Here is a 20,283-nt window from a genome sequence, read left to right as displayed (position 1 = left end):
TGTTTACGAGGGAAAAGCGTTTTTCCCTCCATAAAACAGAGAGCGAAGCGGAAGGAGCTTACGTTTGTTTGGATTACATGACTTATTGAAGGAAATGCTAAAAAGAGGGTCTAGTGATTTGCATGTGACTTCGGGTTGCCCTCCAAAAATTAGAACAGATGGACATGTCACCAATCTTGGTAAAGTTTCTTTAACACCGCAAGATACCAAAAGAATTTGTTATTCAGTGCTTACCGATGCCCAGAAACATCAATTTGAAGAAAACAATGAGCTGGATTTGTCTTTTGGAGTAAAGGGTTTAGCTCGTTTCAGGGCAAATATTTATGTACAAAAAGGTGCTGTAGCGGGCGCATTTAGAAAAATACCTTTTGAAATTTTACCGCTTGAGGCACTTGGGTTACCTAAAGCAGTTGTAGACTTAACTTTAAAACCAAGAGGTTTGATTTTAGTAACAGGTCCTACCGGTTCAGGAAAATCAACAACTTTAGCATCAATGATTGATAAAATTAATACTGATAGAAAAGAGCATATTTTAACCATTGAAGATCCCATTGAGTTTATCCATAATCATAAAAGTTGTGTAGTTAACCAACGTGAAATTCACTCAGACACCTTGAGTTTTAAAAATGCATTAAAATCAGTTTTAAGACAAGACCCTGATGTTGTATTGGTTGGGGAGTTAAGAGACTTAGAAACCATAGAAGCAGCACTTACAATTGCTGAAACAGGTCACGTTGTTTTTGCAACCTTACATACCAACTCAGCAGCTCAAACAATCAATAGAATTATTGATGTTTTTCCAGCGCATCAACAACAACAAATCAGGGCTCAATTATCATTTGTATTGGAAGGGGTCATTTCTCAAATATTGGTCCCCAAAGCATCAGGGACAGGGAGAGTTTTAGCTGCAGAAGTTTTAATTCCAACGCCGGCGGTGAGAAATTTAATCAGAGAAGATAAAGTACACCAGATTTATTCTCAAATGCAGGTGGGGCAAGCAAAATTTGGTATGCAAACCTTAAATCAAGCCTTAGCGAATTATGCGATCAAGCGTGTAATCACCATGAATGAAGCTTTACGGCGCTCATCTGATCCAGATGAGCTACAAAAAGTCATTGAAGAGGCTATAGGGAATAAAGACTCTAATAATTTCATGTCTAAAAATAAAGGTAAAGATGTTTTGGGTCGAGAGCTTAAAGATATCGTTGATACCATAAAAAAAGGTTAATATGAAAAAGGTAGTACAATAAATTATGGCAGTTTACGTTTGGGAAGGCTTAACGCAGCAAGGTGCAGTTAAAAAAGGTACACGCAAAGCAAAAAATCAGCGTGAAGTTGTACAATGGTTAAACCGACAAAGAATTAGACCCAAAAAAATAACCCAGCAAAAGAAAGATTTTGCTAAAGCACTCAATAGTTTTTTTAGTCCAAGTGTAAAGCTAAAAGACGTTACAATTTTTTGCCGTCAATTTGCAACAATGATTGATGCCGGCTTACCGCTTGTTCAAGGCTTGGATATCTTGGCCAGTCAGCAAGAAAACATTACCTTTAAAAGAATACTAACAGAAATTAAACAAGAGGTTGAAGGTGGTTCAACCTTTGCTGAAGCCTTGGCTAAACATCCTGCTGCTTTTGATGATCTTTTTGTAAACCTTGTAGCCGCAGGTGAAGTTGGGGGTATACTGGATACTATATTTAACAGATTATCCGTTTATATGGAGAAAGCAGTTGGCTTAAGAAAAAAAATAAAAGGGGCTATGTTTTATCCAGTGGGTGTTTTATGTGTAGCGGCAGTCGTTGTTGCAGTATTACTTACTAAGGTTATTCCCGTATTTGAAAATATGTTTAAAGATTTTGGTAACGCAGAGTTGCCGGCGCCCACGCAAGTTGTTATCAATATTTCACATGGGTTTCAGAATAACTTTTTGTTTATTATGGTTGGAATAGGTGTATTCATTTATCTTTGGAAACTGTTTTACAGATCAGAAAAAGGAAGAGCTATTTTTGATCGTTACATTCTTAAGATGCCAGTTATTGGTGATTTGATTAGAAAGGTTGCTGTTGCGCGTTTTACCAGAACAATGGCAACCATGCTTTCTAGCGGTGTGCCTATTGTGGATGCATTGGAGATCGTTAGAAAAACAGCAGGAAACAAAACCATTGAAGATGCTATCAGCAGAGTTAAAGAATCTATTAGTGAAGGTAATACAATGACTGAACCCTTATCCAAAGCGGGCGTTTTTCCATCCATGGTATGTCAAATGATTGGCGTAGGTGAAGCAACGGGTGCAATGGATACAATGTTGAATAAAATCGCTGATTTTTATGAAGAAGAGGTCGATGCGTCTGTTGAAGCGCTTACATCTTTAATGGAACCCATTATGATGGTTTTTTTAGGCGGAATTATTGGAGGTTTAGTTATAGCCATGTATATGCCAGTGTTTGAAATGGCTGGTAATATTGCCTAAATCACAATGATGACTTAAATAGACTGATTGTGAACAATCAAATTCAAAATAACTTTGAGGATAGTTTAAAAAAAATAAAAGTATTTTGCTTTGCAAGGGTTATTATTGCTTTTACCTTATGCTTTTTTACTTTTGTTTTTGAACCTATGTCAGATGATTTTGTTTGGAGTGATGAATTTACGTTTACGGTTGTGATGACTGGAGCAAATCTTTTTTTTGCAATCGGATATTTTTTAGTGTTGAGAATATTTTATGAGTTTAATGAGTATTTATTTATTTTTATTCAGTTAACAACGGATGCTATTTTTACAACTTTATTTGTTTATTTGTCTGGAATAGAATTGATCTATTTTCTTAATATTATTAATGCTTCCTTTTTGTTGTTTAGGTTGGGAGCTTTTTTTTCTGCAAGTTTAAGCTCTATCTTTTATAGCTTGTTGGTGTATGCCTTGATAACAAAACAAATCTATCCAATTCTTCCTAAAGTTTGGCAAGCTTTGATGTGGAACAAAACATTTGCCATACAATCGGTTCTAATTCAGGTCGCTTTATTTTTTGGAGTTGCATGGTTTTTTACAAAAATCGCATACCGATTTGACTCTGAAGAAAAAAGACTAAAACAAAACAATTTAGATTTACAAAAAAAAGCAAAACGAGCTCAACAATTGGCTAGCATAGGTGAGATGACTGCTCGTATCGCCCATGAGATTAGAAATCCGCTTACTTCAATTTTTGGTACCATGCAGTTATTACAAAAGGAGCATAAAAATCATCCACAATATAAAAAACTTATAGATATAACTTTAAAAGAAACAGATCGGTTAAACTTTTTACTAGAAGAATTACTTGATTTTGCAAAACCTAGGTCGCAAGTAAAAGTGAAGTTTTCTCTTACGGAGCTTTTAGAAAATATTTTAAAATTATTAAAAAAAGAAAAGAAAGGGGTTTTTTTACGTTCTAATATTGAACAAAATGTTTTTATAGTTGGGAATGAGCAGCAATTGAGTCAAGTTATATGGAATTTAATTAGAAATGCTCAGGAAGCTACAGGTAGTAAAGGTGTTATAGAAATAAACTTACAAAAAGAGCGTGACAATGTGATTTTAAGTATTGAAGATGATGGCCCAGGTTTAAGTGATGATATAAAAGTTAAAATGTTTGATCCATTTTTTACTACAAAAACAAAAGGTTCAGGGCTGGGTTTAGCTATTGTTGAACGATTTATTTCTGATCATCAAGGATATATTGTGGTAGAGTCAGAGAAGGAAAGTGGGACACAGTTTAAAATATATTTACCTCTGGGAGTAGAAAACTAAATTTAATTTTATAGTGTTTCTATTGTAGAAAGTTTTGATGTCATTAAAAAGAAAAATTGTAGTTATTGATGATGAAAAAAGTATCAGAGACTTTTTAGAAATTATGTTGGCTCAAGAAGGTTTTGATGTTGTAACGATTGATCCGGAACCAAATGCTCTAGAAAAATTACAAACAGAGCAGTTTGATTTACTGATTACAGATTTATCCATGCCACACTATACAGGTATTGATGTTTTAAACTTTGTTCAAAAATACCACCCTAAAAAACCCGTCATTATCATTACAGCTTATGGTTCACCTGAGTCCGCGGTGGAAGCAATGAAAATAGGTGCCTTTGACTATGTCTTAAAGCCATTCAATGTTGATGAAATGCGTTTAAAAATTAGAAATGCACTAGATCAAAGTCATCTCCTAGATGAAGTTAAACAACTAAAAAATCAAGTTGAAGCCACTAGCTTTATGGATGAGTCTTCAGTAGGACGTAATGAGCAAATGCAAAAAGTTTTTGCTAGCATTAAGCAGATTGCACCTACACACACCAATGTTCTGATTTTTGGTGAAAGTGGAACTGGAAAAGAACTTTGTGCAAGAGCGGTTCATAGATATTCTGATCGCGCTGATCAAGCTTTTATTACAGTCAACTGTGGAGCGATTCCAGAAAACTTAATTGAAAGTGAGTTGTTTGGTCATAAAAAAGGTGCTTTCACCGGAGCGGATAAAGATAAAAAAGGTTTATTTGAATTGGCTAATCATGGAACATTGTTTTTAGATGAGGTGGGAGAGTTACCATTGATGACGCAGGTTAAGTTACTGCGTGTTTTACAAGAAAGACAAATTAGGCCCATTGGTTCAGAAAATATTCAAGATGTAGATGTAAGAATTGTTGCGGCTACCAATGTTGATCTGAAAAAAGCAGTTAAAGAGGGTGAGTTTAGAGAAGATTTGTACTATCGTCTGGATGTGATTTCTTTTGAACTGCCGCCTCTGCGTGAAAGAAAAGATGATATTCCTAAATTACTAGAACATTTTTTAAAGAAACATTGCGAGCTGAATAACAAAAAAGAAAAACGCTTTTCTAATGCCGCTATACAGGCTTTGTTAGATTATGACTATCCGGGAAATATTCGTGAATTACAAAATATAGTTATGCGTTTGGTTGCTATTTATCAAGAAGAGGAGATTGATTTTCATCACTTGCCCGATATAGTTAAGAAGGGAGCCACTAGCAAAAGCCGTCACAATCCTAAAATCGTTGATATTCCAGAACAAGGAGTGTCTTTGGATGAAATAATGGATGGTTATGAAAAACAGTGGTTGGAGCAAGCTTTAGCAAAAACCAAAGGTGTAAAAAAGCATGCAGCAAAATTATTGAATATTAGTTTTAGATCAATGAGATATAGGTTGAAAAAACATAAGTTGGATGACGAGGATTGATAATATTTATAATACATGGACGCTTTTTAAATCGAACCTAAAACGTGACAAAAACTGTCACAAACGACATTTTTTGGCAGACAAAAAGTGTCACTTTCAAAATAAAACCAAGCATAAATCTTTATAAGTTATTGAAAATAAATGTTTTTTGTTTTTGGCATGGCGCTTGCTTACTACTATACTGTCCTAGCTTTTAAGAGGTTTAAAAGCGTTAAAATCCGGTAAAGTAAATGCTTTACCAAACATTTAAGGAGAATAAATGTTAAAAAAATTTAAAAATGAAAAAGGCTTTACGCTTGTTGAGTTGATGATTGTGGTAGCAATTATCGGTATTTTGGCTGCTGTTGCAATTCCAGCATTCATGAAATACATTAAAAAATCAAAAACAGCTGAGTTTCCGCTGGTTATGAACAAAATTTACCAAGGTGAATTGGTTTATTTCATGACTCCTCAAGTAACTCAAGCAGGTGCTGTTCAAGATAACCAATTTTTAACTTGTACAACTCAACCAGCTCTTTCAGCTATTGGTTCTGTAAAAACAACTCCAGACTTTACTGCAAGCAACTGGCCAGAGTTGAACCTACAAGTTGAAGGTCCAGTATATGCTGCGTATAACGTAGTTGCTACCGGAACAAATGCAACTTCTGCTATGTCTATTACTGCTACTTATGACTTAGACGGCGACTCAAACGTTGCTTTCAAACAATTGGTAGCTTCAATTGATGCTAACGGTGAAGTTGCTCGCGGTGCAGACTTCTATGATGGTGGTGCAGATTAATCTTTTAATCTAAACCAATGCTTAAAAAGTGCGCTTTACAAAGCGCACTTTTTTTTTGCTATTTTTATTTGCACTTAGGTCGTAAAAATTGCACTTTTAAGATTTGCCTATAAAATCAAAACCAATGCTAAAAAGATTTTTGCATGCAGCTTTAATTTGTGTGTTGTTGTGTTTTATTTATGTAGAACATGGCCAACTCAGCTATTATCTTGAGGATCAACTACCCGTTGAAAAGTATATTTATTTACCTAAATCTGATTTAGTTAGACCGCTATTGTTAGGGCATGAGAATGTTGGTGCAGATTTGGTTTGGATACGTTCTTTGGGCTATTTTGCTGACCTTATGAATTTTAATCAGGGCAAACAAAGTTACCTTGAGGCTCTAATAAACTTTGCTACTGATTTGGATCCACGTTTTGAAAAAATTTATATTTGGGCAGGGGCAGTTACAATATATAACTCTGGTTTGATAACGGAAGAAAAAATTAGAGCCAGCAATAGAATTTTAGAAAAAGGCTGGCAATACATACAAAATGATATTGAAGGTTGGAAGCATCATCCAGACTATTGGATGATTCCGCAAATGATAGGTTTTAATTATGCGGTGGAATTAAGAGATAAAGAGAGAGGTGCTCCCTTTATTGAGTCATTGGCTAATATGCCCAATGTACCCGAACACTTTAAAACATGGTCCGCTAATTTGTACAGTAAAACAGGTGAAAGTGAGAAAAGTGTACGTTTAATGGAAACTTTATTTGCTATTGAAAGTTTAAAAACCCAATTGGGAACTGTAAGCGATCAAAGTTCAAAGCGTCAAATAGAAAATAAGTTGCGCTTCTATCATGCGCAAATAAAAGACAATCAAGAAGACCTAGATAAAAAACTAAACGATCTACGAGAGAAAATTGAGTTATATAAAGCTGACTGGCTTGATGGGTTGCCTTTTGTTGATTTTGATTTTTATTTGTTGCTTCGCAACTCAGATGAGAACGAAAAAATAATTTAAATTAAAGTGGAAAAATACAATGAGTGAAAAAATAATTGAGATTAATTCTGTTGGGAAAGCTTTTAAGACTGACTTTTGGAAAAAACCAATTGTAGCATTGAAAGATGTAAGTTTTTCAATAGAAAGAGGTTCACTGTTTGGTTTAATTGGTCCAAATGGTGCAGGTAAAACAACTTTAATAAAAATTCTACTTGATTTGGTAAGGCCTTCATTGGGTGACGTTAAGGTTTTTGGTCAAGATTGGAGAAAGTCAGAGATTAAATCTAGAATTGGCTACTTGCCTGAACAGACTTATTATTATGATTATCTTAAGCCAGAAGAAGTTTTACAGTTTTACGGCAAGTTATTTGGTTTAAGTACATCTACAATTAAACAAAAGAGTGTTGAATTACTCAAAATGGTAAATTTGTATACGCGACGAGATAGAAAGCTCTCTCATTTTTCAAAAGGAATGTTACAAAGAATTGGTATTGCACAAGCTTTGATTAATGATCCAGAGTTGGTGATCATGGATGAACCGATGAGTGGATTAGATCCTGTTGGTCGTAAAGAAGTAAGAGATATTATTTTAAACCTTAGAGATAAAGGTAAAACAGTTTTGATTGCTTCTCATATTTTAAGTGACGTAGAAGCTTTGTGTGACAAAGTTGCAATTGTAATCAATGGTCAATTAAGGGCATGTGGCCCTATATCAGATATGGTCAATGCCAATGTTAAAAGAATTGATATAACATTACAAGGTGACCACAAGAATTTGTTTAGTGATAAAGAGAAATACTCGGTTCGTAAAGTTGGGAAAGACACTATAGTATCATTATCAAAAGAGGACTATCTCAATATAGCTTTAAGTATAACTCAAGATAACAATATTAATGTTTTAGGTGTTCATAGGCACAAAGAAACACTTGAGGATATTTTTGTTGATCAAGTAAAGGATGACAGAGGATGATTGAGAGAATTTTAGCAATAACAACCAATACATTTAGAGAGGCTGTTAGACAAAAAGTTTTATATGCTTTAGTGCTGTTTTCGGGCTTTATAATTTTATTATCCTTATTTTTGGGTCAGCTTACCTTAGGGGCTGATGTTAAGATAATAAAAGACATGGGTTTAGCATCCATGATGTTTATTGGTGTGATGATATCAGTTTTTATTGGTGTAGGGTTGATTTTTAAAGAAGTGCAACGCAAAACAATTTATACATTATTGTCCAAGCCAGTTCAGCGTTTTGAGTTTATTTTAGGTAAGTTTTTTGGTTTAAGTGCAACAATAGCACTTGAATTGTTGTGCATGGCAGTATTGTTATTTACGGTTTTAAGTTTTTATAAAGAGCCGTTAGATATAAATTTGATTAAACCAATAATACTTATTTTTTGTGAACTCAGTATTATTGTTGCTATTGCCTTATTGTTTTCTTCATACAGCTCCTCATTCATGAGTATTATTTTTACTTTAGGGGTTTTGTTTTTTGGACATGCAACGGATGACTTTGTGATGATTGTCAGAAATCAAATCTATGCCCTAGCAACAGAAAATGGACAGACCACACTATCTCCTTGGATCAATTTTTCAGTAAACTTATTGGATGTTTTAGAGTCATTTAGTTTAGATATTTTTGCGATTAATGCAAAAATAGTTCATGGTGTGATGATACCCTGGAGCTATATAGTTCATGCAGTGTTTTACGCTATATGTATAATTGCTATTATACAGTCGCTAACAATATGGGTCTTTAACAAAAAAGATTTACAATAAAAATGTACCTTAAAAGTAATATAAAACAACTGGCATACAATATAGTTATATTCTGTTTCATTATTTTTTCTTATGTGACTTTTCGATCTTGGGTGGCATACGGCCGTGCGCATTCATACTTAGAACAAAAAAACCATGAAGAAGCGATAGCCGCATATGGTGAGGCCATTCGTTGGTATGCACCGTTGAATCCATGGAATGTTTGGGCAGTAAACGAAATGTACACTCTGGCTGAAAACTTTGAGAAACAAGGGTTAATAGGGCCAGCAAAAAATACATATGTTGAGTTGAGGTCCTCTTTATCCTCAGTGAGAGGGGCTTATTTTCCAATGTATTTTGTAGTAATAAAAAGTACAAAGCAGTACCTTGAAGTGCTGATAGATGAGTTAAAAATGCTTCCTTCGCAAAGTCTTAATTTTGAAACGCTAAAACAAAAATACTCTTTGAGTAAAAGGGGATATAAGCCAGCCTTATTGAGTATAGTTTTTATTGTATGGTTAATCAGTTTAACGTTATGGATTATGAGAGCTTTTGATAAAAATGGTAGAATGTATGCAAATAAAATTATCTATTCATGGGGCCTGTCTAATGTTATTTTTATGGGGTGGTGGTTGTGTATGCTGACATACTTGTGATGGAACAGCTGATTTATCTGGCTTTAGTCTTTTGTTTTGGTACATGTGTAGGAAGCTTCTGCGGAGTTTGCATGTATCGATTGCCAAAATCAATGAGCATCACTTTTTCTCGTTCTCATTGTATGTCTTGTGGACATTCGATTGCGTGGTATGACAATCTACCAATCTTGTCGTGTCTTTTTTTAAAAGCCCGTTGTCGTTATTGTTATGCCTATTATGGATATTTACATTTATTTTATGAGTTTTTGTTTGGTTTTATGGCAGTTATTATGTGGCTTTATTTTGATAGTTATATCTTAGCATTGTATGGTTTTGTTTTGTTTTCAATTGTTATGGTGATTACTGATATAGACTTCAGATATAAAATTATTCCTGATGAGGTGCTTATTTTTGGAATGATTCTGGCTTTTGCTATGTTAGCTTTAAGTTATGCCTTAAACTTAATCTGGCCAGTTAATTTTTATGAAGCATTGGCTGGTTCAATAGGTGGTTTTAGTTTTTTGTGGTTGGTTTCATTTTTATACAGTGTGATCAGAGGTAAAGAAGGTTTAGGTTTTGGAGATGTAAAAATGATGGGCTGGATTGGTTTGCATGTTGGCCTTTTAGGTGTTGCAAAAGTTTTATTTTTTTCTTCTTTATTAGGCGTTATGATGTGGGGCTTTGCAAGCATTGTATATAAATTAAAAAAAGATGATGCCATCGCTTTTGGACCATATTTAGGTTGGGCTTTTTTGACGATTTGGTTACTAATGTTTGCTTAATACACGTAAAAAGATACTATACTTTTTAGCATATGTTAAGTGGCTTGAAAGTATTGATTCACCAAAAAAGTTTTCAGGATGCTCAAACTTTTGCATTTCGTTTGAAGCAAGAAGGAGTGCAAACTACATATTGCCGACAGTTAAAAGAGTATGCTGCTATCTTAAAAGAATTTAGACCCAATTACTTTATCATAGAAATAGAATATATGGATGACGAGATTGTTTCGATACTCAAAAGTATAAAACAAATTGATCAACATGTTTTAATTATTGTTATAGCCAACCAAAAAAACTTTGAAGATGCTGCTTGGGCGATGAAAAACAACAAAGTCTTTGATTATTTTTTTAAACCCATGAAAGCAGATGGTTTGGTTTTTACATTAAAAAAGCATGAGTTAAGAAAAAGCTATCAAAACTATCAACAAGAAACTGAACAAGATATGGCATTTGGTAAGATCATATCAAATAGTAAAAAAATGCAGCAGGTTTTTACAACGGTTGAGAAAATAGCACCCTATAAAACAACATGTTTGGTTTTAGGTGAGAGTGGGACAGGAAAAGAATTGTTGGCCAATGCAATTCACCAGACCAGTACAAGGAAAAACAAACCTTTTATCACAGTGAACTGTGGTGCAATTCCTGAAAATTTATTGGAAAGTGAACTTTTTGGTCATAAAAAAGGAGCGTTCACGGGTGCCGTAAGCGATAAAAAAGGCCTGTTTGAAGAAGCTGATGGTGGAACTTTGTTCTTGGATGAGGTAGGAGAGTTGCCTCTGCTTTTGCAAGTAAAGCTACTTAGAGTTTTACAAGAAGAAGAAATACGAAAAGTGGGAGATATCCAGGCAAAAAAAATTGATGTTAGGATCATTGCGGCAACACTAAAGAATCTTGAAGATGCTGTGAACAAAGGTCATTTTAGAGAGGACCTGTACTATAGATTAAATGTTCTCCCCATTCATTTGCCAGCATTAAAAGAGAGAAAAGAAGATATCCCTATTTTAATTGAGCATTTTATTAAAAAGAAAAATAAAAAACTATCTTCCAATGTTACCAGTGTGAGTGAAGAAGCTTTAAAGACCTTATTAGATTATGATTGGCCCGGGAATATTAGAGAGTTAGAAAATACCATAGAGCGATCTATGATATTGGTCTCGGGTGAAGAGATTACTTTAGAAAACTTACCTGCTCAATTTCAGAGTAAAATGGAAGGGGCAATGTCTGCTGGAAACCATAAGTTTGAGCTTGGATCTTTGTCTATCAAGAAAATGACCAGAAAAATGGAAGAGGACTTGATTTTAAAGGTTTTAGATCAGGTTGATGGCAATAGAACCAAGGCAGCTAAAATTTTAGAGATTAGTCATAGAGCCCTTTTGTATAAAATAAAAGAGTACGGAATTAGCTGAGTTTTTGCTACAATATACAATTGGAATGCTAAAATCTAAGAAAAATAAATCAGCGTTTACAGTGGTTGAATTGTTGGTTGCCTTGATGGTGCTTTCAGTTGGGCTTTTGGGGGTTGTTTTAATGACCTCAATGTTGAATAGAAGGGCTTTGGGGGCCTCCCAGATGTCAAAAGCAGTAAACTTATGTCAAACAAAGCTAGAGTTAATGAAGGAGCATAATTGGGTGGATGTCGGTTCAGTGACAGACAGTGGAACAGAATCTGAAATGTATATCTATGGTAGAGAGCTGGGTAAAATGTCTCAAAAAACAGATATTAATGAGCTAGGGAATACATGGAGTGAGCAGTTTGCGATTGAAGCGGCAAAAGTATCTTCACCCTGCACAGGAGAATCATTGCCGGCTGAGTCCAGTACGAGCGACTGTGCAATAGCATTGAGAAAACTAGGTCCATACAAGCTTAAGTTGACCATGACTGTCTGTAAAGGAGAAGATTACAATAGCTCAGGAACACCGCCTTCAGGAACCTCTTCAATTTTAGAAAAAGTCGATGGAGTGGTAAAACCTTATAAAGAACCTGATTGTAGAGTTAAAGTAACGGACTCTGATAGACCAATTGCGTTAACCTGTCAGAGTTCTGATTTGACAGCAGATCCAGCAAGTGAAGCTGCAGATGATGAAAAAATTGTAAAGGTTTTGTGCTCTTGGCGGTCTTCACAAGGATCTTGTTTTTCAATTGCATCAGAAACAACTTTAGTAGATTTAAATCTATAACTACTTTTTTAACGCTCTTTAAGCATTATTGAGTAATATACAAGTAAAAAGTAATATTTATTGAGTTTTTGCGTTTGAATGTTATACCTACCTCCAGTAGCTGAGGAGGATAACATGGGCGAACAAAACGGAAAAAAAATCGAATTTGATGCGAATCAAAAACCAATTGTTTCAGATAATCCAATTATTTTGTTTATTGAAGGTGATGGTGTTGGCCCAGATATATGGAAAGCTAGCCAAAATGTTTTTGATTCAGCGGTAGAGTTTGCCTATAAAGGACAAAGAAAAATTGCTTGGAAAGAAATTTTTGCAGGTGAGAAAGCAAAAGAAAAATACAACGACTATCTTCCACAAGAGACACTAGACGCAATCAAAGAATATAAAGTTGCAATTAAAGGTCCATTAACCACACCTGTTGGAGGGGGGTTTAGAAGCTTAAATGTTGGTTTAAGGCAGATCTTTGATTTGTATGCTTGCGTGCGACCTATCAAATACTTTGATGGAGTTGAGGCGCCTTTAAAACGGCCTCAAGATGTAGATATGGTGGTGTTCAGAGAAAACACCGAAGACGTTTATGCAGGTATTGAATGGGAGGCTGGTTCTGAAGAGGCCAATAAGCTCTTATACTTTTTAAATGAAACATTAAATTGTAAATTAGATTTACCTTTTGGAGTTGGTATTAAACCCATCAGTGAAATGGGTTCAAAACGTTTGGTTAGAAAAGCTATACAATATGCAATAGAAAGAAAGTTACCTTCTGTTACATTGGTTCATAAAGGTAACATTCAAAAGTTTACTGAGGGTGCTTTTGCAAAGTGGGGATACGAGCTAGCAAAAGAGGAGTTTTCACAGCAAACAATTACCGAGGCAGAATTATTTGATCAGTATAATGGACAGTGTCCTGCCGATAAAATCGTGATTAAAGATAGAATTGCAGATGCTATGTTTCAGCAAGCTTTGTTAAGACCAAAAGAGTACAGTGTTTTGGCAACAACCAATCTCAATGGAGACTATCTTTCTGATGCATTGATAGCTCAAGTCGGAGGCTTAGGCCTTGGACCGGGGGCAAACTTAGGTCAAGAAGTTGCTATTTTTGAAGCGACACACGGATCTGCACCTAAATATACGGGTATGGACAAAGTGAACCCAGGGTCTGTTATTTTGTCTGGGGTGATGATGCTTGAACACATGGGGTGGACGGAAGCTGCGGATTTAATCACAACTGCCTTACAAACAACCATAGCCAATAAAACAGTTACCTATGATTTAGAAAGACAAATGGAAAATGCAACATTACTCAAATGTTCAGAATTTGGCCAAGCCATAGTAAAAAACTTTAAGTAGTGAGGTTAATGTTAAGCAAAAAATTAATACATTTATAAAAGTCAGGGCAGAATAAAAAATGGTTTCTACCAGCTCGGACAGTTGACTGGCTGCGCCAGCCAAAACTCGCTGCACGAAATCCATTTTTAATTCTCAACAAACTGAAGTAAGGCCTTGAGCAGATTTTGACCATGGTGAGATGAATCGGTTAAAAGAAGAGGTTCTTTGGATTGAAAAAAACAAATAAACCAATTTTATATTGGTTTGTTCACAGGAGTGAAGAAAACAAAAACCGCGTTTTTTGTTTTTGAGAGGGTCGTGAGAACCTCTTTAAAAAAGAGCGAAGCGGGAGAGGGAAGATCCCCCTTAGAAGGAGAGAGAAACAAATGAGAAAAAAAATAACAATTGTTGGTGCTGGAAATGTTGGAGCGACTGCTGCGCATTGGGCAGCACAGAAAGCATTGGGAGATATTGTTTTAATTGATATCGCTGAAGGTATTCCTCAAGGTAAAGCTTTGGATTTGATGCAAGCTGCTCCAATAGAAGGTTACGATGTTAATATCATAGGTACACAAGATTACAAAGATACTGCTGATTCTGATGTTGTTGTGATAACAGCAGGTTCGCCAAGAAAGCCAGGAATGAGCCGAGATGATTTGCTTTCAATCAATGCAAAAATTGTCAAAAGCGTCACCAGTGAAATTGTAAAGTACTCACCCAACTGTATTCTCATTGTTGTATCCAATCCTTTGGATGCTATGGTTTACGTGGCTTCTGAAGTGAGCCAATTTCCAAGAGAAAGAGTGTTTGGTATGGCTGGCGTGTTGGACTCAGCTCGTTATCGTTGCTTTTTGGCAGAAGCTTTAAAGTGTTCAGTAAAAGATGTTTTTGCTTTTGTTTTGGGTGGACATGGCGATACCATGGTACCCTTACCAAAATATTCAACAATGGCGGGTATTCCAATCACAGAACTTTTAAGTGAAGAAAAAGTAAATGAAATTGTCAATAGAACCAAACATGGTGGAGCTGAAATTGTAAACTTTCTTAAAACAGGCTCTGCATTTTATGCGCCTTCAGCTGCAATTGTAGAGATGGTTGAAAGTATTTTATACGATCAAAAAAGAGTTTTGCCAACTTGTGTAAAGTTGCAAGGTGAGTTTGGTATAGACAATACCTTTGTTGGTGTTCCTGTTAAGTTGGGTAGTAAAGGTGCTGAACAGGTTGTTGAAGTAAAATTGAATCAAGAAGAGAGCAGTGCGTTGAATGCTTCAGCAGCAGCTGTAAAAGAGTTAATGAGCTCGGTAGCGAGGTTTATACGATGAATATTCATGAGTATCAAGCCAAGCAGTTATTTAAAACTGCAGGCATTCCAGTGTTAAATTCAATTGTTGCAAAAAATGCGGCAGAAGCTGAACAAGCAGCCAAAAATCTTGGTGGCAATGGCCCTTGGGTTGTTAAAGCCCAAGTTCATGCGGGTGGTCGTGGTAAAGCTGGTGGAGTAAAAGTTTGCAAAACATTGACTGAAGTAAAAGAAGCGGCAGAAATTATTTTAAGTAAGCCATTGGTGACCCATCAAACAGGACCACAAGGTGTTCCTGTACCATGTGTTTTGGTTGAAGAGGGCTGTGCCATTGATAATGAGCTTTATTTTGCAGCCGTGCTAGACCGTGAAACTGCGAGTGTTACTTTGATGGCCAGCCAAGAAGGCGGTGTTGAAATTGAGGAAGTGGCTGAAGCAACACCTGAAAAAATTATTAAAGTTAAAGTAGACCCAGCGTATGGTTTAGATGGCTATCAAGCCCGTCAACTTTGCTTTGGCTTAGGCTTAGATGCAGCTTTGCATAAAGAGTTTTCTGCCTTAGCAAAAAATTTGACGGATTTATTTATTAAATTGGATTGTTCATTGGTAGAAATCAATCCTTTGGTGATTACCAAAGACAACACCATCATTGCTTTGGATGGTAAAGTGAATTTTGATGAAAATGCACTGTATCGACACAAAGAGCTTTTAGAGTTGCGTGATCTTAGCCAAGAAAACGAACGTGATATTGAAGCACAAAAGTGGAATTTAAACTATATTGACCTTGATGGTAACATTGGCTGTATGGTCAATGGTGCGGGTTTAGCTATGGCAACCATGGACACGGTTAAGCTGTATGGTGGTGAGCCAGCCAACTTCTTAGATGTTGGAGGCGGAGCGACCACTGAAATGGTCAGTGAAGCGTTTAAAATTTTGGTCAGTGATAGCAACGTTAAAAGTATTTTTGTTAATATTTTTGGTGGTATCATGCGTTGTGATGTTCTTGCTGAGGGTATTGTTCAAGCAGTTGAACAAGTAGGTTTGAAAATTCCTTTGATTGTCCGTTTAGAAGGCACCAATGTAGAAAAGGGTCGTCAAATACTCAATGATTCAGGTTTAAACATTCAAGCAACCTCAGATATGGGGCAAGCTGCTCAGCTAGCTGTGGCCTCAGTAAAATAAATAGGAGAACGAGCATGTCTATTTTAGTAGATAAAAATACAAAGGTTATTGTACAAGGAATTACCGGTAAGAATGGAACCTTTCATGCCACAACCTGTAAAGAGTATGGCACGCAAATTGTTGCTGGTGTTACTCCTGGTAAGGGTGGGCAAAACGTAGAAGGTATTCCCGTTTATAATACTGTAGCGGAAGCCAAACAACATCATGATGTGGATGCAACCATGATTTATGTGCCTGCTCCGTTTGCAGCAGATGCAGTGTTAGAAGCAGTAGAGAATGAAATTCCTTTGATTGTTTGTATTACAGAAGGTATCCCTGTGTTGGATATGGTGCGAGTCAAACGCGCAGTTGCATTGAGTAAAAGCCGTTTGATTGGTCCTAATTGTCCAGGCATCATCACTCCAGGTGGGGCAAAAATTGGTATTATGCCGGGTTATATTCATAAACCAGGTAGAGTTGGGATTGTATCAAAAAGTGGTACATTAACTTATGAAGCGGTTCATCAAGTGAGTCAAGCTGGTCTTGGACAGTCAACTTGCGTTGGTATTGGTGGTGACCCCATTATTGGTTCAACTTTTTTAGATATTTTACCTTTGTTTGATCAAGATGAAGATACAGATTTAGTGATTATGTTGGGTGAAATTGGGGGGAATGCTGAACAAGAAGCTGCACAATTGATTAAAGAAACCTTTAATAAACCGGTTGTGGGCTTTATTGCAGGAACAACAGCACCGGAAGGAAGAAGAATGGGGCATGCAGGTGCCATTATTTCTGGTGGTAAAGGCACAGCCAAAGAAAAGAAAGAAGTGATGAACGCCTGTGGCATCACAGTGGTTGACAATTTAACGGAACTGGGTAAAACCGTCAGCGAGATATTGAAGTAATATAAAGAGTACACGAGTTCGCATGCGAACGAGTGTACGGGAGTGAAAAAACAAAAACCACGCTTTTTGTTTTTGAGAGGGGCGGCCGCCTCTCTCAAAGAGAAGCTGGAGGAGACGAGATTTTATATCGATGTCGATCGCAAAGGGTGAGCAAACAAAAACGACGTTTTTTGTTTGCGAGGGAAAAGCGGTTTTCCCTGCTAAAAAAGAGAGCGAAGCGGGAGTGGTTGACAATTTAACGGAACTGGGTAAAACCGTCAGCAGTATTTTAAAATAACCCTTTTTAACTGAACTGATAGAAAGAAACCAAAATGAAAAAGTTTTCTACCAGCTCAGACAGTAGGCCACTATGTGGCCCAAACTCGCTGTACAAAAATCTTTTTTATTTGATTTTAGGCAGAGTTAAAAAAGTATGTAGTGTAAAAAAAGAAATAATGGAGGATTTTCCTATGGAACGTACATTAGCAATGATTAAACCAGATGCAGTCGAAAAAAATGCAATTGGTGATATTCTTTCAATTTATGAAAAAAATGGCTTTAAAGTGGTTGCATTAAAAAAACAACAACTTTCAATCAAAGAAGCAGAATCTTTTTATGAAGTGCACAAAGAAAGACCTTTTTATGGTGAATTAGTGTCTTTTATGACTTCAGGCCCAGTTGTAGCTATGGTTTTAGAAAAAGAAAATGCTGTCAAAGCAAATCGTGAAATTATGGGAGCAACGAATCCTGCAGAGGCTGCTGAAGGAACCATTAGAAAACAATTTGCAACCAATATTGAGAAAAATGCAGTGCATGGTTCAGATTCTTTAGAAAATGCAGAAAAAGAGATTAGCTTTTTCTTTTCATCAAAAAACCTGATCTAACACGATTAAATTGTGATATATAGAGGCCAACCGTTAAAGGCGGTTGGCCTTTTTTTATGCGATGACTCAGAACAAACAAATATTAGTGACAACACTCAGTGAATTACAGATGTTCATGCTTGAACAGGGCTTTCCTAAATTTCGTGCAGAGCAAATTTTCAATTGGATCTATGGGCAAGGCTGTGATGATTTTTTTAAGATGAGTAACTTGCCAAAAGAATTAATAAAAGCACTATCTGAAAACTTTTCTTTTCCAAAATTGAGTGCTGAAGCATATTTTTCAAAAGATGGAACCATAAAGTATAGGTTTAATTTAACGGATAATGCGCTCATAGAAAGTGTTTGGATGCCTGAAGAAGATAGGGCAACATTATGCGTATCATCTCAGGCTGGTTGTGCGTTGAAATGTGCTTTTTGTGTAACTGGAACCTTAGGATTAAAACGTAACCTAAGCGTTGAAGAAATCGTTTATCAAATTTGGTACATCAGTAAAAAGATGAAAAAACGCATTACCAACTTGGTTTTTATGGGCATGGGCGAGCCTTTGCAAAATATGAATAATCTAGTTGCCGCCATTGAGATGCTTAAAAGTAAAGAAACCTATGCTTTTGGTAAGAGAAAAATAACGGTTTCTACCGTGGGCTTGGCCAATAGAATAAAACCATTTTTACAACAATGTGACGTTAACTTAGCTATTTCTCTCACTGGATTTAATGATAAAGATAGAGATTATTGGATGCCAATCAATAAGACCTTTGATTTAAAGCGTCTTAAGCATGAGCTTTCAGGACTTAGCTTAGGAAAAGGTAGAAAAATTACTTTTGAAGTGGTTTTGATTCAGGGGAGAACAGATCGTGAACAAGATGCCTATGATTTAGCAAAGTTTCTTAAAGGGTTAAAAGCAAAGGTTAACTTAATTCCTTACAATGAAAATAAGATTTTACCCGAGTTTAAGAGCCCACGTGAACACAATATTGAAAGATTCAGAGAGATTTTAAAAGAACAGGGTATTATTTCTATGGTGCGGAAAAATAGGGGGCAAGACATCATGGGCGCTTGTGGCCAGTTAGCTGCAAAAGATGTAGTTTAAGCCGCAGTAAAAATAAAATGTATAGAGAAGTTTTTGAAATTCATAGAGGAATAGCATATTTTTTGTTATGTTAGCATCTGATGAAAATTCATAATGATAAAATTAGTTTGCAAGAGTGGAAAAGCTGTGAAAAGTTTTTTAAATCAACCAATACCGGGTCCATTAAAATTGACAATAAAGTTGTTGAGGGTCTAGAAGCCTACGCAACCGTTGGCGAGGATGTTTCGTTACTTAATATTTTCTTTCACTCTAATAGTGTTAAAAAAGTTATTCGTATTCAGTTTGATGAAACTGACATTGCCGGCAATGCGTCAAAGCAAGAGGTTTATGTTCTAGATTATTTAGAAAAACTAGGATTTTCTATGAAAAACCTTGAACAACTAGAATCAAATGTGAAAAGTAATGACTTTATGGAAACATTAGCCTTTATAGAAAATAAAAAGTCTATATTACCTAAAAGTGTAAATAAGCCCTCAAGAGAAGAGAAAGCTATTCAGAAAGTGTTACTGGGTTTTTGATATGAAATGTTATTTTAAAACTAATGTACTATTATTGTTATGTGTAGCCTTGTCGGGGCTTGTTGCCTGCGGTAAAGATCCCAAGCGTATTGAGAACTCTGAGTTAAAGTATAATATAGCTAAAAAGTTTTATTTTAGGGGTCGTGTTCCAGAAGCCATTGTTAACCTTGAAGATTCTTTAAAAGAAAACTCAAAAAATAGTGAAGCACATAATTTTTATGGTTTAATTTTGTTTCAAAGTAAGCGCTATGAAAAAGCTGAAAAACATTTTCAAAAAGCTGTAAAAGTAAATGATAAGTTTGCAGATGCGCATAACAATTTATGTGCGCTTTACATAGAGGTAAATCGTTTTAGCAAAGCGCAAGAGCATTGTGAAAAAGCAGTATCAAACTTACTGTATGCAACGCCTGAGCGAGCTTATTATAATTTAGGTCGAACTTATGAAAAAATGGCAAAAGATGATTTGGCTGTTGAAAACTATGAAAAAGCAATCAATAGCAATCCACGTTTTGTACTTGCTTTGGATAAACTTGGAGCCGTTCATTTTAAACAAAAAAATTACAAAAAATCTGAAGGTTATTATAAATCTGCATCTGAGGCATGCCAGGCGACACAGGAAAGTTCATGGGGTGAGGCCTGTGGTTATTCTTTTTTAAAGCTTAGTCAAATATATGCCATATTTAAAGACTACAAAAATCGCCAGCAAGCTCTGGAAGGATGTTTGAAGTTCGCTAACAAAGATGGACAGGCATATAAAGCTTGTCAAAAAGAAATTGCTGGGAGATGAATAGATC

The 20,283-nt window shown here is 35.8% G+C and carries 21 protein-coding genes; all 21 read left to right on the top strand.

Translation table 11 applies throughout. The features are described from left to right. The first annotated feature begins 64 nt into the window (after window positions 1-64). The 21 genes from PKC21_02260 (at window position 65) to PKC21_02160 (ending at window position 20,276) form a co-directional block, all read left to right on the top strand. On the top strand, window positions 65-1,228 hold the full coding sequence (locus tag PKC21_02260; GenBank protein ID HMR24154.1) for a type IV pilus twitching motility protein PilT: 1,164 nt from the start codon (window positions 65-67) through the stop codon (window positions 1,226-1,228). Between the two features lie 25 nt (window positions 1,229-1,253). Continuing rightward, a complete protein-coding gene (locus PKC21_02255; GenBank protein HMR24153.1) occupies window positions 1,254-2,468 on the top strand; it encodes a type II secretion system F family protein in 1,215 nt (404 codons plus the stop codon). Window positions 2,469-2,497: 29 nt separating this feature from the next. Beyond that, window positions 2,498-3,784 (top strand): ATP-binding protein, encoded by a 1,287-nt coding sequence (locus tag PKC21_02250; GenBank protein ID HMR24152.1) that lies wholly within the window; start codon window positions 2,498-2,500, stop codon window positions 3,782-3,784. A 37-nt stretch (window positions 3,785-3,821) separates the two neighbouring features. Next, window positions 3,822-5,219: a sigma-54 dependent transcriptional regulator gene (locus tag PKC21_02245; GenBank protein HMR24151.1), complete on the top strand. Its 1,398-nt coding sequence runs from the start codon at window positions 3,822-3,824 to the stop codon at window positions 5,217-5,219. A 259-nt stretch (window positions 5,220-5,478) separates the two neighbouring features. Further along, window positions 5,479-5,997, top strand: a complete 519-nt coding sequence (locus tag PKC21_02240; GenBank protein HMR24150.1) for a type II secretion system protein — start codon at window positions 5,479-5,481, stop codon at window positions 5,995-5,997. 124 nt (window positions 5,998-6,121) lie between these two features. After that, window positions 6,122-7,003 carry a hypothetical protein gene (locus PKC21_02235; GenBank protein HMR24149.1) on the top strand — a complete coding sequence of 294 codons (882 nt, stop codon included), beginning with the start codon at window positions 6,122-6,124 and terminating at the stop codon, window positions 7,001-7,003. Window positions 7,004-7,022: 19 nt separating this feature from the next. Continuing rightward, a complete protein-coding gene (locus PKC21_02230) occupies window positions 7,023-7,952 on the top strand; it encodes an ABC transporter ATP-binding protein (GenBank protein ID HMR24148.1) in 930 nt (309 codons plus the stop codon). Then, window positions 7,949-8,758 carry an ABC transporter permease subunit gene (locus tag PKC21_02225; GenBank protein ID HMR24147.1) on the top strand — a complete coding sequence of 270 codons (810 nt, stop codon included), beginning with the start codon at window positions 7,949-7,951 and terminating at the stop codon, window positions 8,756-8,758. Before PKC21_02230 ends, PKC21_02225 begins: the two co-directional genes overlap by 4 nt. A 92-nt stretch (window positions 8,759-8,850) precedes the next feature. Next, window positions 8,851-9,393, top strand: coding sequence for a tetratricopeptide repeat protein (locus tag PKC21_02220; protein ID HMR24146.1), 543 nt, complete (start codon window positions 8,851-8,853; stop codon window positions 9,391-9,393). Then, on the top strand, window positions 9,393-10,154 hold the full coding sequence (locus PKC21_02215; GenBank protein HMR24145.1) for a prepilin peptidase: 762 nt from the start codon (window positions 9,393-9,395) through the stop codon (window positions 10,152-10,154). Before PKC21_02220 ends, PKC21_02215 begins: the two co-directional genes overlap by 1 nt. Window positions 10,155-10,198: 44 nt before the next feature. After that, the gene (locus PKC21_02210) at window positions 10,199-11,557 is read left to right on the top strand and encodes a sigma 54-interacting transcriptional regulator (GenBank protein ID HMR24144.1); all 1,359 of its coding nucleotides are present in this window, start codon (window positions 10,199-10,201) and stop codon (window positions 11,555-11,557) included. 25 nt (window positions 11,558-11,582) lie between these two features. After that, a complete protein-coding gene (locus PKC21_02205) occupies window positions 11,583-12,329 on the top strand; it encodes a prepilin-type N-terminal cleavage/methylation domain-containing protein (protein ID HMR24143.1) in 747 nt (248 codons plus the stop codon). A gap of 114 nt (window positions 12,330-12,443) precedes the next feature. Then, the gene (gene icd, locus PKC21_02200) at window positions 12,444-13,673 is read left to right on the top strand and encodes an isocitrate dehydrogenase (NADP(+)) (GenBank protein HMR24142.1); all 1,230 of its coding nucleotides are present in this window, start codon (window positions 12,444-12,446) and stop codon (window positions 13,671-13,673) included. 365 nt (window positions 13,674-14,038) lie between these two features. Then, window positions 14,039-14,974: a malate dehydrogenase gene (mdh, locus tag PKC21_02195; GenBank protein HMR24141.1), complete on the top strand. Its 936-nt coding sequence runs from the start codon at window positions 14,039-14,041 to the stop codon at window positions 14,972-14,974. After that, the gene (gene sucC / locus PKC21_02190; protein ID HMR24140.1) at window positions 14,971-16,134 is read left to right on the top strand and encodes an ADP-forming succinate--CoA ligase subunit beta; all 1,164 of its coding nucleotides are present in this window, start codon (window positions 14,971-14,973) and stop codon (window positions 16,132-16,134) included. Before mdh ends, sucC begins: the two co-directional genes overlap by 4 nt. A gap of 14 nt (window positions 16,135-16,148) precedes the next feature. Then, window positions 16,149-17,018, top strand: coding sequence for a succinate--CoA ligase subunit alpha (sucD, locus tag PKC21_02185; GenBank protein HMR24139.1), 870 nt, complete (start codon window positions 16,149-16,151; stop codon window positions 17,016-17,018). Window positions 17,019-17,148: 130 nt separating this feature from the next. Then, complete coding sequence (locus tag PKC21_02180; GenBank protein ID HMR24138.1) at window positions 17,149-17,295, top strand: hypothetical protein; 147 nt, start codon at window positions 17,149-17,151, stop codon at window positions 17,293-17,295. A 172-nt stretch (window positions 17,296-17,467) separates the two neighbouring features. Then, window positions 17,468-17,881, top strand: coding sequence for a nucleoside-diphosphate kinase (ndk, locus tag PKC21_02175; GenBank protein HMR24137.1), 414 nt, complete (start codon window positions 17,468-17,470; stop codon window positions 17,879-17,881). Between the two features lie 61 nt (window positions 17,882-17,942). Continuing rightward, window positions 17,943-18,971, top strand: a complete 1,029-nt coding sequence (rlmN, locus tag PKC21_02170; GenBank protein ID HMR24136.1) for a 23S rRNA (adenine(2503)-C(2))-methyltransferase RlmN — start codon at window positions 17,943-17,945, stop codon at window positions 18,969-18,971. Window positions 18,972-19,051: 80 nt separating this feature from the next. Next, a complete protein-coding gene (locus PKC21_02165) occupies window positions 19,052-19,489 on the top strand; it encodes a hypothetical protein (protein ID HMR24135.1) in 438 nt (145 codons plus the stop codon). Window positions 19,490-19,538: 49 nt separating this feature from the next. Continuing rightward, window positions 19,539-20,276, top strand: coding sequence for a tetratricopeptide repeat protein (locus tag PKC21_02160; protein HMR24134.1), 738 nt, complete (start codon window positions 19,539-19,541; stop codon window positions 20,274-20,276). Window positions 20,277-20,283 lie beyond the last annotated feature (7 nt).

The organism is Oligoflexia bacterium (assembly GCA_035326705.1).
GTDB lineage: Bacteria > Bdellovibrionota_G > JALEGL01 > JALEGL01 > JALEGL01 > JALEGL01.
Note: the sequence above shows the minus strand (reverse complement) of the source record. Positions and strands in the feature narration are given on the sequence as shown.